Origin of the sequence: Pseudoalteromonas rubra, assembly GCF_005887115.1 — a bacterium.
GTDB lineage: Bacteria > Pseudomonadota > Gammaproteobacteria > Enterobacterales > Alteromonadaceae > Pseudoalteromonas > Pseudoalteromonas rubra_F.
Map to the genome: position 1 here is coordinate 191,713 of NZ_PNCJ01000014.1, position 14,597 is coordinate 206,309.

The 14,597-nt window shown below is 46.6% G+C and carries 11 protein-coding genes; 2 read left to right on the forward strand and 9 right to left on the reverse strand.

What is annotated here, in order from left to right; genetic code table 11:
* Positions 1 to 558: 558 nt before the first annotated feature.
* From CWB98_RS10220 to CWB98_RS10240, 5 genes are all read right to left on the reverse strand, one after another.
* Positions 559 to 2,259: a HEAT repeat domain-containing protein gene (locus tag CWB98_RS10220; protein WP_138544777.1), complete on the reverse strand. Its 1,701-nt coding sequence runs from the start codon at positions 2,257 to 2,259 to the stop codon at positions 559 to 561.
* On the reverse strand, positions 2,256 to 4,133 hold the full coding sequence (locus CWB98_RS10225) for a hypothetical protein (protein WP_138544778.1): 1,878 nt from the start codon (positions 4,131 to 4,133) through the stop codon (positions 2,256 to 2,258). The genes CWB98_RS10220 and CWB98_RS10225 overlap by 4 nt, the downstream gene beginning before the upstream one ends.
* A 261-nt stretch (positions 4,134 to 4,394) precedes the next feature.
* Positions 4,395 to 5,723, reverse strand: a complete 1,329-nt coding sequence (gene creD, locus CWB98_RS10230; RefSeq protein WP_138544779.1) for a cell envelope integrity protein CreD — start codon at positions 5,721 to 5,723, stop codon at positions 4,395 to 4,397.
* A 77-nt stretch (positions 5,724 to 5,800) separates the two neighbouring features.
* Entirely contained in the window at positions 5,801 to 7,249 is a 1,449-nt protein-coding gene (gene creC / locus CWB98_RS10235; RefSeq protein ID WP_212751132.1) for a two-component system sensor histidine kinase CreC, read from the reverse strand.
* Positions 7,246 to 7,917 (reverse strand): response regulator, encoded by a 672-nt coding sequence (locus CWB98_RS10240; RefSeq protein WP_138544781.1) that lies wholly within the window; start codon positions 7,915 to 7,917, stop codon positions 7,246 to 7,248. The genes creC and CWB98_RS10240 overlap by 4 nt, the downstream gene beginning before the upstream one ends.
* A gap of 170 nt (positions 7,918 to 8,087) precedes the next feature.
* Here CWB98_RS10240 and CWB98_RS10245 point away from each other — a divergent pair, with 170 nt between their 5' ends.
* Positions 8,088 to 8,882: a putative porin gene (locus CWB98_RS10245; RefSeq protein WP_138544782.1), complete on the forward strand. Its 795-nt coding sequence runs from the start codon at positions 8,088 to 8,090 to the stop codon at positions 8,880 to 8,882.
* Positions 8,883 to 9,002: 120 nt separating this feature from the next.
* On the opposite strand, the gene CWB98_RS10250 is transcribed toward CWB98_RS10245, so the two are convergent.
* Both CWB98_RS10250 and CWB98_RS10255 read right to left on the reverse strand, forming a co-directional pair.
* Positions 9,003 to 9,215, reverse strand: a complete 213-nt coding sequence (locus CWB98_RS10250) for a helix-turn-helix domain-containing protein (protein WP_046003591.1) — start codon at positions 9,213 to 9,215, stop codon at positions 9,003 to 9,005.
* Positions 9,216 to 9,218: 3 nt separating this feature from the next.
* Positions 9,219 to 9,734: a hypothetical protein gene (locus CWB98_RS10255; protein WP_138544783.1), complete on the reverse strand. Its 516-nt coding sequence runs from the start codon at positions 9,732 to 9,734 to the stop codon at positions 9,219 to 9,221.
* A gap of 138 nt (positions 9,735 to 9,872) precedes the next feature.
* Between CWB98_RS10255 and CWB98_RS10260 the strand changes: the two genes are divergently transcribed.
* Positions 9,873 to 11,948 carry a S9 family peptidase gene (locus tag CWB98_RS10260; RefSeq protein ID WP_249364656.1) on the forward strand — a complete coding sequence of 692 codons (2,076 nt, stop codon included), beginning with the start codon at positions 9,873 to 9,875 and terminating at the stop codon, positions 11,946 to 11,948.
* 80 nt (positions 11,949 to 12,028) lie between these two features.
* Here the strand turns inward: CWB98_RS10260 and CWB98_RS10265 are convergent, their stop codons facing one another.
* Complete coding sequence (locus tag CWB98_RS10265) at positions 12,029 to 12,919, reverse strand: DUF2306 domain-containing protein (RefSeq protein WP_138544784.1); 891 nt, start codon at positions 12,917 to 12,919, stop codon at positions 12,029 to 12,031.
* A gap of 338 nt (positions 12,920 to 13,257) precedes the next feature.
* Positions 13,258 to 14,439 carry an acyltransferase family protein gene (locus CWB98_RS10270; RefSeq protein ID WP_138544785.1) on the reverse strand — a complete coding sequence of 394 codons (1,182 nt, stop codon included), beginning with the start codon at positions 14,437 to 14,439 and terminating at the stop codon, positions 13,258 to 13,260.
* Positions 14,440 to 14,597: the final 158 nt, after the last annotated feature.

The window sequence follows — 14,597 nt, forward strand, 5'->3', positions numbered from 1 at the left end:
TGGGAAAAATTGTCTAAAACTTTGTGGTAGCATTGCGAGTTTGTTTTGTAGTGCTTCAGCCAGAGCGTGAGTAATGTCGTCAGGCTGTGTGTTCATCTTTCTCAAGAAGAATGGCACAAAGTGCTCGTCTGGGTATTTTGTTAACAGAGACAGCGTTGGGTGTGAATCTATTTATAGCATGTTGCTTACGGCGTACCATTCCGGTACACCGGTGATTTTAGGTGGCCATGATAATAAGCAGTGGAGTGGTTCGACAGATCCGGTTTGCGAACTTTACTCTGTGGAGCACAAAAAGTCGTAATACCAATTTGCTTAATTAAGTGTTCTATTTTGAGGCGAGAAAATAGGGTCGATAACACCGCTCTCGCGTCCTGCTATCGCTGAGGCACCTACATCCATGTAGGCGAGGCAAAAATTTTGCTATTTAGTTGTTCTAAATGAGAAATTTTTAACGCCGTTAGCGTCATATTTGCTCCTTCAAATAGAACAGGTATTAAGTGAAATTGGTATTAACTGGTTTATCCAGAAGACACCGTCTTCCAAAAAGAAGAAAAGGCGCTATTGCGCCTTTTCGTCCTTACTGTGTAGCAGTTTTATGATGGCCTTAAAGTTTCGCCGGGAGGTTTCACTTTGCAATGCCTGGCGCAGTATTGGCTTAATCCCGTCCTTTTGCTGCTGGGTGGCTAAGGCGTTAATCGCAGCCAGTCGAATCGCATCGTCCTGATCATTGACCGCCATATTCAGCACGGTATCACTGGTTCTGGCACTCATCTGATAATGCCCTAATGCACTGAGCAGGGCTTTTTTATTACGCTCTGGCGATTTAAAGAAGTGTTGTTCCAGATGCTGGTAGGCCGTGTCAGTTTGCATCATACCCAGTGCACGGATAGAAGCTTTTTCAATACGGGCACTGGTGTCCGACAAATGGGCATTGATCAGGGTTTCATGCTGTGGATCGCGACTGTTCCCCAATGCGGTGATCAGACTGGCCGTTTTGCCTTCATTTTCACCCAGCGTGATCTGTTCAGTAATGGCCAGACTTAACTGTGTGGCTGTGTCAGATCCGCTGCGGTTGTTGAGCAAGATCCCCAATGTCATATAGAAACTGGATTCGACTTCTGAGTCAAGTGTACTAAAGCCATCGGTCAGCATTCCCAATAGCATGTCCGCAGCCTGCTGTGACAAGGGGGCATTGCCCTGAGTCAGCGCGCGCAGCGCACGAAACTGAGTTAAAGGTTGCTTTTCAGCCAGTAATAACTGGCTAAGTAATTGCTGGCTGGTATCCGAGTCGAGTTGTCCTAGTGCATTGAACAGACGCATCTGAGCTTTATCATTTAACTCGCCCGAGAGTATGAGCGGCGCCAGGGTGCCAATCACAGCATTGTATTTTTGCAGCAGAATAGACAGGGTATGGGCGTCTATCTGAGTAATATCTTGCGTGGTAATCAACTGGTTTAGCTCAGCCGCCAGCCGTGCTTTCTCAGCATCACTGAGTTCTGCCTCAGTTGTTTGCCAAGCCGCTAGGTCGTTGTCCAGCTCGTACAACTTGCTCTTGAATGGCTGAGGCGCGAGTGTCAGCGTATAGCTTTGTTGTGAACCAAAGCGCAAGTCTGTACCTGTCAGAGCCAGGGCTTCCTGGCCTTCTCTGTGTTCAATAAAGCAAGTTGAGGGCGTAATGAAGTGTGCGGAGTCGAGCACCTCAATACGGTTAAAAGTGGCAAGCTGAGTACGGTCAAAGTTGCTGTAGTGCTGTTTGACCATTTTTAACTGTTTACCAGTATGTTGATATGCTGGCTGATACTGCCCCAGAGTGTCGGGCTCTTTGCTTACCTGACTTATATCGTGTTGATATTGAAGATAATAAGCCAGCCCTTTTAGCTTGTCCTGGGTTTGTTGATCCAGTGTGGTCGCAAAGTAAAAATCACTGATGAGGCCATTTTCTGTCACTTTAAACGCAAAGGCATGCTCATAGCTGGGCAATGGCATGCGCTCTTTGCCCACAGCGGCGGTGACTTGATCTGCTTTAATCGCCCACCAGTTTTTTTCTTGTTCTTTTTTTGCAGGCTTCAGGGAGAGCAACCCCTGTAAATGCACCATAGACGTTTGTGGGGCACTTTGTAACTTTATATAGTCGAAGGAAGTCTGGGTTTTAATATCAAAGGTGTATTGTGGCTGGCACTGAGTGCCAGCCATAACCTGAAAGCTTGTCAGCGCCGCAAAGGGCGCTGCAAGCAGTGTCAATCGACAAAGATTGATCATAGTTCGATTTCGTCCTCTTTGGAGTACAAAGTCCAGGACTTGTTAAACACGCTGGGTGTTTGATACAACCACAGGTCGTAACGGTGTGTTTTCTTACCACAAGGATATGGAATCCCCCATTTCTTACACCACTTGACCCCAATGGTTTCTGCATACAAGCCAAATTTTCCAGAGATTACGTCCAGATCGTTTTTCAGTTCAAGTGCATAATAGATATGAGGTTTATTGTTACCAGTAGACACCAGTGCAAAACCTGCATTGGACTCCATTGCAAAGGTATTATCAATCAAGGTCAAAATAGCTTGAATACCGGCTGAGACCAGACCCAGATTAACACCGCCGCGCCCAAATGCACCAAAGTCTACATGGAAGAGGTCGCCTTCTGCATAGAGCTCTGCGTTGTAACCCACTGTGAGTTCAAAACCCAGGTTGCCAGTGACACCAGCTTCAACACTCATAGGGACCGGACCTATGGTAAAGCGAGCCTGGGCCAGTACTTTTTCCTCTTCCCAGGATTTCTCCCAGGATTTTTCATATTTCGTGGTGTACTTCTCATCCTCAAACGCAACGTTATTAAAGATGATCATTTCCGATGCATAGCCGGTGTTTTGCCCACTGATATAGGCACTGCCGTCATAAGAAATACTGAACAAGGTATTCTGCGCGTTAAAGAAGTAGGCTTCAACCACACCTTCGCCGGCAATACGTCCGCCAGGATCGCCCGTTGGTACAATAAACAATTGACCACTTAAATCCACGCCGACGCTGAATTTAGACTTATCGCCGTAAGATTTATCAAACTCTTTTTCTAATTTGATATTCGCAAGGCCAACTGAGTACTGGGCATCACGTTTAGCCAGGCTTTGTTCAGTATCTGTGCTTTCGCCGGCAAAGAAATAAAGAGGGAGCTGAGTTTCGATCACGTTGTTATCTGTGATGGTTTCAGCACTCTGGGCCAGATCGGTTAAGGTGAAACGCACCTGTAATGACTGCTCCTGCGTTGCGTCGTACCCCTGATAAATCTGGGTGAGCAGGGCATCATCCAGCGCTATGTCAAAGCCTATGTGCTCATCATGCAAACCAGCCGTGAAGCTGTGAGTGATCTGTGCCTCGTAGGCTTTGGTTTCTGCATTCCAGAAATGAGTCGTTTGCCAATTACCATTCACCAGGATTTCTGCAGTAATAGCGGTATTGCCCAGGTTGGCACCTTCGTAGTCTGCGGTCAGATAGCCGACCAGATCGGAATGATGTTCACTGGTACCGTCATTGGTGTTGGGCACATCCAGGATCAGCGCTTCCTGACCAAATGTTGCGCTTACGAGCTTGTAGTCGTGACTTTCCAGGACACGCACATGCACATCGGCAAACGGGAAGTCACCATCTGCAAAGGGTTCATGATCTACCGATGGGTGGTTGTCTTCTTCGACATCTTCAACATGGTCATCATGAGGATCTATTTGTGCTATCAGATGATAGTGACCACCCAATAGTGTGTCTGGAATGGTAATGTCAGTTTGGAAGTTGTGGCTGCCCTGTGAGACCTGCGTTAATTCCAATGCGCCAACTTTGTGCACTTCTTCAATTTCGGCTTCTTCACCGTCAGAGGTGTCCAGCTCAGCTGCGTGTACCAGATAAAAGTGTACGTCGACGTCAATATCCTTAAAGCCGGTGATATCAACATCGTAGAAGACCGTGACCGTTGTATTCGGTTCCAGCGTTTCAAGCGGACCTGTGGAGACTTTAGTAATGGCAATATTGCTCTTGGTTGGCTCGATTTGCACTATGACTGGCAGTTTGTCGTCACTGCCAAGCTCACATCCTGATAATGTGGTGAGCATCGCAGCGGCTAAAAAGGCACGTGTAAAATGGCGCATTGAATTTCCTAGTATGTTCTTACCCAGTGTTTAGTATATCGCAAAAATATGGAGGAATAATGAGTTTGGATTGGAATAAGCTATATGCGTCATCTTGAAGTACTAATCGGGGGCGCTTGGAGGTACGAAAGCCAGTCTGATTGAATGATTTGTGCTGATATTTTCAATTATCGACTCGGGCTTGTTTGCTCTTTCAGATATCAGGTCAACGCCCAGGCACCTGCGTGAACCGCTCGGGCGCCTGGGCGTCAATGTCCGCTATTAACTTGATGCTTCTGAGTTTTGTCTGACAGGCACCTTAGCGGCACCGTACCAGTTAACATGCCGGGTTGCGAGCATGACTACTGCGAGTACTACAAAGCATACGAGGCTGCCCATGAGCAACGCATAGTGTTCGGCACTCAGCATAGCGTAGAGCATAGAATATAAGACGCTGAGTCCGGCAAAATAGCTGATACTCAGTCGTGCACTTTGCAGGATCCCCCAAACGTAGCTCACAAGCAATGTAATTGCCGCCAGTGCGGATAGGGTATAGGCCCAGGCAAATCCAAGGTGTTCGCTCAGAGAAATCAGCAACAAGTAAAAAACCGCCAAAGATAAGCCGACAAAGCCATATTGTACCGGGTGGATGGCTTTGGATTTGCTCAGTTCCAGTAAAAAGAAGCTCGACATCACCAGAATAATCACCAGCAGGGCATAGTTGGTGGCGCGATGACTCTTAAGGTAATGATCGACCGGGTCCACCAGGCGTACGCCCATATTACGTGCTTCTAATGCTTCACATTGGTTGCCAAAGAGACAACGTGAGAAAAGCTCTTTCATATTGGTCGCAAAGTAGCTGGTTTCCCAGCTGGCACTAAAGTGAGTGTCACTGATATCAGAGCGAACGGGCAGGTAATCCCCCTGAAAACTGGGGTGTGGCCAGTTGGCTTCGAGCGAAACCTGAGTGTGCACACCTAAGGGCGCGACAGCCAAAGTGCTCATGCCTTGCAAGTGCAGTTGGATATCAAATGTTACAGCTGTCTGCTCCAGTTCTGCCAGAGTCAGTGGAATATGCACCCCCTCGTCAATTGAGTTAAGTGTGGTACCCGGAATAAGTGTGTGTGTCTGGCCGTTTATTGAGACCTGTGTGTTTTGGCCAATCCCCCGGATATCACTGATCCCCATTACCATGCTCAGGCGGGTCAGCGGCAGCTGAGTTAAATCATGCAATTGTTGCTTATCAAAATGGCCTGTCAGCTTCAAGTCTGCGCGATATAGCTGTGCTTTGTAGATGCTGCGGTATTTTTCAAAGGTGTCGAGTGTGCCCGATACCGTCAACTGTTCAGGAAGTATGACATGGCGATGCTTTTGCGGTGTTTGCACGCCGTCGATCATCTTGGTTACTTCGTATTCGGCGTAAAGAAATGGTGCTATTAAAGATTGGGCGCCACTGGTGCTGCGGGCTATTTCCTGTTGCACCTTGTGCTGAGTGGATGATCGCTCGTCGATTAGGTCGCTGATCATGGCGATGGGGATCATCAGCAATACGATGATTGCGGCGATGATGGCTAATTTAATCCCGGTTTTTTCTGTAATTTGTTGTGTCATAAGTGTCTCGGTTAAACTTGATGTAGAGACAGGCTAACCGAGCTGATTGGTGTTTAAATGGCGCTTATGTGGGGATCTTATGGTGTTTTTATGATGAGGGTGGCCATGACTCCCTGCTCATGATTGCCGATAGCCAGCTTCCCCTGATGTAGCCTGGCAACTCTTTCGACAAAGTTGAGGCCCAGCCCGGTACTTTTTGTTCCATTCGCGCGTGCCAGGGAATAAAACCGTTCACATAACCTGGGCAGGGCATAATCCGGAATTGCCGGGCCCGTGTTATAAATGCGGAATGTGCAGGTGTCGCTGCTGTGTGTGACGGACAGGCGGATCTCGCCCTGTGGTGTAACGAAGTCCAGTGCGTTTTCGAGCAGGTTGAGCAAGGCTTGCTGCAGCAGAAATGGATCGCCATTGACGCTTGTTATTTGACTGCATGAGATGCTGAAGGTGGCTGACTTTTGCATTAGTCGATTTGTAAGTATTTGCTCACATTTGTTGAGCAGGGGCGCAATCGGCACCGTTTGTCGAGTGTTCAGAGCGGGTAATTGCTCCAGCCGGGCCAGATCGAGCAATCTATCAATCAGTTGCTGCATACGGTGCGTTTCTCGCTCTACATTACCTGCAAACTGCTGGCGCTTGTCCTCGCTCAGGGGCATCTGTAATAGTTCACTGGCGCCTTTGATACCAGAAAGCGGACTTTTCAGTTCGTGGGTGAGTGTTTCTATATACTGCTCGATATACACTTTGCCGTCGAGCTGGTTTCGCATCTGTTCTAAGGCGTCACTCAGTTGACGATATTCGTAGAAGATCCGAAATTGAGGTTTATCTGCCTGTTCACCCAGGCCCATTTTTCTGGCGTATTCAGCCAGCTTTGTGACTGCGGAATTGACGCGCCAGGCAATCAGGGCACCTATCAGCAGGGCCAGTAAACTCAGCAAACCGAGCCATTTTAAGATCCGCTGCTGGCTGTGCTCAATAAATGGTTGAACAGAACGGTTTGCTTTGGCAACGGTGAGACTGCCGATGACTTTACCTTGATATATGACTGGTGCGGCGACATGCATGACGGTTGATAAAGGATCTTTTGGGTCAGTGGCACTTGAGCGTGCACCGTACTCACCGCGCAATGTCAGGTACACGTCGTTCCACTGAGAAAAGTCACTGCCGACGTCTTTTTGCCAGGAGTCGGCAACCACAATACCGCGCTGATCAGTAAGATAAATACGGTGCGACATATTGGTTTTCTCAATCCCCCAAATAGCGGCATCGACTTTTCGCTGTCCATATACTTTCATCAGTTCAACCAGGCGGCTGTTACTGGCCTTATCCTGAGCCAGATCTTCTGCAACAACAACCGCGAGTAAATTAGCCATATCGACCAGGGTTTCTTCGGTTGCCTGACGTATGGTGGGCTTAATCTCTCTGAGCATGGTATTGCTGATTACATAAGTTGTTAGTAGCACCAATATCAGATAGAGCATAAAAAACCTCAGCCCCAGCGGGATCCGCGGCCAGCGTAATGACTTCACCTGCAATCCTCGAAGTAATAACCAAATCCGCGTTTCGTTTTTAACCATTCTGAGCAGTCAAATTGTTTCATTTTTATTCGTATTGCTTTGATGTGGCTATCAATATTTCGCTCATAACCACAGTCAGCCGGGGCTTGAGTCGCATCCAATAACTGTGCTCGGCTTAGCACATTCGGTGAATGCGTTATCAGGGCATGAACTACTTTAAACTCCAGTGCAGTCAGACCAAGCGCCATTCCCTGGTAGTAATAATCAAAGTTTTTTGCCTCCCATCTTTTTATTGACTGAACGTTTGGAGTCGTAGCTGTATGCTGAGGCTTTCTTAATCTGAGTTTCACCCGCGCGAGCATTTCTCGTGGACTAAAAGGTTTAGTGACATAATCGTCAGCACCAATTTCAAGACCTACAACGCGATCGATTTCATCACCCCGTGCGGTTAAAAATATAATAGGCACCGTAGAAAACTGGCGTAACTGCTTGCATAGATCGAAGCCATTGCCATCGGGCAGGCCAACGTCCAGTATCACTAAATCAGCAGATTGTTGTTGTAAGTATTCAAGTCCGTCGCCAGCGGTGGTAAACCAATGTACATTAAATCCATCCATTTCCAGAATATGAACCAGCGTATCGGCAATCGCAGGTTCGTCTTCAATTATCACTATACTCATATGTTATCGTTGTCTGTTTGTGCAAAGAGTCGCCTAACATATTACCCGTAAAGCAAAAAACGGTAAAACACTGAAAAAATCATTGCGCGTTCAGTTAAGTCTCTATACTATGCGCGGCGCTCACGAAGTAGTGGGCAATACCGCTTTGCTATATGGAAATAAGGGGTCTTATGAAAAAGCTACTCACACTTGCGGCACTTGCCGTTATGACTGCCACACCTGCTCACGCAACTGAGACCAAGCAATGGTTTAACAGTGCAACGGCTCACGATCAGGACCGTACCTATGACAACGATGCGCTATTGCTAAGCAGTCGTTATTTTTTTGCACCGCAGCAGAGCTCTGGTGTGTGGGATGACTTTGGCTATCTTGATACAGACAGCAATGTAAGCCTGAAATACTACAAAGATGAGTATAGGAACGAATCTTCTTTTGCTGGTGAGGGGTACTTTAGCAAAGAAGTATTCGTGGTAGGTCGAGTCGCAGACCTGGATGAAATAGACGATCATTATACTTACGGCATCGGATATCTGTACAACGACAAACTAAAGCTGAGTGTTCGTCGCAATGAATTTGACCAGATTGCCGATAGTACCTGGCTAAAAGCCGAGTATAATCATCAGATCAATGACACTGATTATCTGGGTGTGACAATCGATACAGATGATGAAGTGGACAACTACACTGTATCTGGCCGCTACTTTATGCATCTGGATGCAGAGCGTTATATCAGCGTAGATGTATCTCACCATGAGGTCGATTTGGGCGACAAAGATGTCTCCTACAATACTGCCCTGGTAAATTACTACTTTAACCGCAATATTGCTGTGGGTGTAGGCTCATATGACTCTGATTTAGCGTTGGAAGGCAAGTACTTTCTCAACGACAGCTACTACCTGAAAGCTGAATATATTGACCGTGATGCCGGTGATGAAACTAACTTACAGTTTGTGGCGCAGTTTTAACTCCTTTTCATGAAGCTGGGGTTGCAGTGCTATCTGCAACCCCAGGTGATACCAATTTACTTAATTAAGAGTTCTATTTGCTCCTTCAAATTGAACAGGTATTAAGTAAAATTGGGATTGTTATTCCCCATCTGGTTTAAAAGCCAGTAGATCACCTGGCTGACAGTCTAAATAATGACAGATCTGTGCCAGTGTTTCGAAGCGCACTCCTTTAACCTTTCCGCGTTTGAGCAAGGATAGGTTCGCTTCGGTGATCCCAATGGCCTTAGCCAGCTCCTTTGATGACACTTTGCGCATTGCCATCACCACATCTAAGTTGACAACTATTTCCATGACTTAAACAAACTCCTTGTTTTCGTCTTCTATTTCTTTTGCCGCTTTGAGTAGGTAAGCCACCATGGCAAACAGGCCGAGCGTCATAAGCTCACCAAACGGGATTTTCAGTACCACCTGATTTGAGTGATAAAGCGTGTGATACCAATAATCCAGCGAAAAAGTCAGACCAGACGAATAGAGTACCAACGCAATTTTTGTCCAGATAAAGCCGAGGTAGCAGGTGTAGCAGCTGTTATGAAAGAAGTGTCCGACACTAAAGAGTTTTAGTAGCCGCATGATCCAGTACATATTCAGCAACATCCCTGCCAGCAATGGCACACTTAGAGCAAACAATACGCCGTTGCTGGCCTGTTCACTTTGCCAAAGTAAGTCGAATGATTCGCTTTCGACATAACGTACCTGACCATTGATGAGCAGCTGATAGGCAAGAAATGAAAATACCATGCCACTTATACCTAGCACAGCGGCACGGAGGGTGCCGCACCAGCGCTGAATTTTGTCTGTCGATTTGACCATAAATATCCCTTCTTTCGATGTTGTTCTTGATAAGAATCATACCATACAGAAACTAATTTCTGAAAAAAGAAAATTAATTATCGTTTTACAATAATAAAAAATCGTGTAATGATGTTTTTAACAAGCAAAAGGAGTGACATGATGAAGAATAAAAACAAATTAACCAGACTTACACTAAGTGTTGCATTGAGTACCGTATTGGGCACGGCCATGTTGTCGGGTTGCACACAGAATAATGCGCAACAGGCCATACAGCCTGCTATCGAGCAAAGCGCACTTGTGCAGGCTCCGGCTTTTGTGGATGTCGAAAGTCTATTTAGCAGCCGCGATAAAAGTGCGGTTACTCTTTCTCCCGATGGCAAATGGATTGCTTTTTTAAAGATGCACAATGGCGCACAGAACCTATTTGTAGTTGCCGCCGATACGCCTGACGCAGCGCCTGTTGCTGTTACGACTCTGACGGACTCAGTTGACAGTTTTATCTGGTCAGCTTATGAAAATGACATCATTTTTAGTAAAGATCACCAGGGCAACGAAAACCGTCAGTTATATAAACTGGCACTAAATGACCAAAACCCAGCGATCAGTGCAATGACTCGGTTAACGCATAACGACAAGGTTGATTACAAGCTGCTGGAGCAGTCGAAACACGATGTTAATATATTGGCCGTGGCAGCAAACCACCGTGATGCGGCACGTAGGGACTTCTTCCACCTGGCTATGGATACGGGTCACCTTGAGCTGACTCAGGTAAATACTCTCAACCTGTCTGATGCTCAGCTTAGCAGCACTGGAATGGTTGTCGTTGGCGCAGGGATGAATGATGATAACTCCCGCAGCTTGTATCAGTTTGATGGGCAATCCTGGCAGACTGTACTCACAACAGAAAGTGGTGAATTACTGGATATCATCAGTTTCAACGAGGACACCAATACGGCTTATATCGCAGCCAGTATTGAAGGGCGAGACAAGCTGGAGCTGCTGCGGGTCAATCTGACTGACAAGTCTATAGTGACTGAACACGCTGATCCGCTGGGGGAGTCTGATCTGCATCATGTAGTGTTCGATGAGCAGGGACAGATTTTGATCGCGTCATATTATGGAGGGAGACTACGTAACTACACGCTGACAGAAAAGGCGTCTAAGGTATTGGCACAAATAGAAAGCTACTTCACTGAGGACATAGAACTCAAGGTTGAACAAGTAAATAAAGAGGGACAGTGGATCCTGACAGTGTCTTACGCTGATAAACCCGATGAGAAATACGCCTATTCTCCGGCTCAGAACACGCTGACAGGGTTGCTCAATGAAGCACCTGAGTTTGACCCTGAACTATTGGGGGACAGAAAGTCGATTACCTATACTGCCTCTGACGGAGTTGAAATTCAGGCTTATCTAACGTTACCTAAGCATGTTCAAAAAAACTTGCCAACCATAGTGCTGCCTCATGGCGGCCCATGGGCGAGAGATCAGTGGGGCTATAGCAGTGATTATTTTGTACCTGTAGCTCATTACTTTGCAAACCGTGGTTATGCAGTGCTGCAACCTAACTTTCGCGGGTCTCTCGGGTTTGGTAAGCGCTTTGTTCAGCTGGGTGAAAAAAACTGGGGTACTGGCACTATGCAACAGGACCTGACCGATGGTGTAAACTACTTGGTAGGGCAAGGTATTACTGATAAACAGCGTGTTGGCATTATGGGAGCTTCTTATGGCGGATATGCTGCGCTCGCTGGTGCGACGTTTACGCCAGATGTCTATAAAGCGGTGATTTCGTATGTTGGCCCGTCCAGCTTGATCACTTTGATGGAATCTTTCCCTGCACATTTTCGTCCTTATCTGGGGACCTGGTATGTGTCAGTAGGAGATCCTGAGGTTGCTAAAGACAGAGCGGATATGGAATCACGCTCGCCAATTAATTTTGTGGACCAAATCAAAGCGCCTCTGATGCTGGTGCAAGGTGCAAATGATCCCCGTGTTACACAGAACGAGTCGGACAATATCGCCAGAGCCCTGGCTGCTAAAAATCATCCCGTCGAGTACATTCTCGCTAAAGACGAAGGACATGGTTTCCTGAAACAAAATAACAAACTGGCCTCGATTGTGGCGATGGAGCAGTTTTTTGCTAAGCATCTGGGTGGCGGTAACTCGAACAAGGTAGACCCGGCAATTAGTGCACATTTAGACACACTGCGTGTCGATACCACAAAGCTATAGTGGCAGTTACGTCACATTAATAAAGATCAAACAGGGCGATTTAATCGCCCTGTTTTTTGTGATCTTGCAAGTACCCGGAGTTACATAGAGATGGGGCCTTCAGACATAACAGAGAGCAGAAAAGGCGTATAGCCCATGATGCCGATTAGCATAAGCAGGGTAAGCACACATAAGGTTATACTGACTGCCAGTTTTACCCGCGGGTTTCGGCTTGACTGAGCATAAAAGAAAAGCTGTGCCGTCAATAGTGGGATCAAAAAGCAGCCAAAAGTCCACAGTGTGAAGAAGGGATCGCCAAATGCGGGGTTAAGACCCAATGTGGTGCCTGTGATCAGGTAACTGAATACACCCACTCTCAGAAACCATTGTGCATTTGAAACAAGAAACAAACAGATAGCCCACTTTCTGTGACTTTCAATGTCTTTTTTTATTGCACTGTGTACCGTTAAATAGGCGAACCCCAGGATCAATGACCCATTAATGCTGGTACCTATGTCGCCTAATTGGATAGGGTTGGTGTCTCTGAACCACACCAGATAATATCCTGAGAGTGCCAGTAAGATGACGGTGAGCAGATAAACGTAGCCATTGACTCTATGAAACGCTGGAAAGCGGCTGCGCATTTTGGGAAGAAGTTGAAATACGCCACCAAACGCCACGATGCCAGCGCCGATTGCGTGGGCGGCAAATGCCATGTTACCCGCAAAGTCTCCGGCATGATAGGGAGTAGCCCCCATCACCTCCCAACGATTCCAGATTTCCATATTGTTATTGATCACCGAAAATCCGTAAAACTTGATAATGTAGTAAAAGAAAAACCACTGCCCGAGTAGCACGGATATAAACCAGAATATGACACTGTAACTGAGTGCTTTACCTCGGGTCTTTATTGGCAGCGGCTGGCGCGACTTTATTGTGGTTGTTTTTTTAATCGCTTCTGGCGCAGAAGCATTTTCGAGTGTTTTGTCCATTTTGACGTCCCCTTAGCTGTGAATATGTTGGCAAGTTTGCTGAAAGGGAAATGTTCTGTCGTTCGAATGGGCCTTTTAGAACCTAATTTATAAGACAGGGTACAAGAAAGCAGGCGCTTAAAGCGATGCTCAGTAGGCGAGAAGCCGGTTGAGAAAACAACTTTAAAAGAAGGGGAATGGTATCAAAATAAAAAATTATAATTACACTAATCAAATGATTAGTGTTTTTCTATCGTGTTTTTACTGATAGCAGGTAGCACCTCATCTACCTGCTTTTACATCATCTAAATAAATTGCTTAGTGTACGTCGCCCAGCGGTCAGTTAACCGGGCTTATAGTTATGAAACTGGCGTAGCTTGTTGCTGGGAGCGGGCTGTTTTAACCCTTTTTCCGTTGAGCAAGACACCTATCAAGGTGTGTCTGACCAGCAGTTGATAGCTTAGCAGACCGAGGGCCATGGTCGCAGACACGGCAACGAGCATTTTAAGCCAGGGCGACAAAGTGGTATTACTCAGTGGGAACTGGATATACATTAGTACCGGTACATGGATAAGGTAGATCCAGTAAGAGGCATCCGACAAATACTTGTTTAGCTGGCTGAATTGGTTGAGCCATTTATAGCCTGCCAAAAAGGCCACGCCAGTCCAGGCCACAATCGCAATTGACTGAGCGATGACAACATAGATATCGATATGTTCAGGTGTTGTTACGCCTGTATTGGCCGCGCGAATTATGGCTTCCAACGAGGGAGAAGGTGGCATGAGATAAAAATAAGGCACCAATGACAGACATGCTATTGTCAACAACGGAATAAAGTTATGGGCATACTGCTCTACCCGAATATGATGGTGGTAAAGTCCGGCACCGACCAGGAATAGAACACCATAAAAGCCATAGGACCAAAGCTCCGGATAGAGTTTATCAGGTGCCGGAAACGGCACCAGCTGCTGATACAGTGCGACCGTAAGCAAAATGGGTAAAGCCACAAGCAGAAAAGCCGGGCGTACAATCACTGCCAATATCGACTGATACAGACTGGCGTGCATTTGCAACAGCCAAAAGAGTAAACAGAACTGGGTCAGGTTCCACAAAAACCATAAATGCATGGTCGAGATAATCGGCTCTTTCACAGACTGAAAAACCGTAAACAGGGCTGGTTTTTCGTGAGCGATTTCAGCTCCCCAGCCAAGCGCATGGAAAAGTACCAGCATGGTCAGAGGAAAAAACACCACAAATGGCAGTAATACGCGTTTTAGACGGTTGGTTATAAAGCCAGTGCCACCACGTTTGCTAATTAACAGGGCCGCACAAAATCCGGCGATGACAAAAAATAGCGGCATTCGGAATAAGTGTGACCAGATAGCAAAGTAGTCAAATGCGACGTGATTTGTCGGGTCGGCGGTAAACCAGATATTTGAAAAGTAAGGACCATAGGCCAGCGCAGCATGAAACACGACACCCAGTAACAGAGCCAGACTACGCAAGTTGTCTATATAGTGAAAACGAGGAGATGATTGCATAACGTTTATCCTTAAAAACTGCAACTCTGCACAGATTATCACCAAATGTCTTGAGGGAACAACTATATAGGAACAATCGTGTGATTCCATCAGTGCTGTGATAAAGTTTTACCATTCAGCCGGGTGTCCGGCGTCTAAAAAAGCGCTCTTTCGTGTTT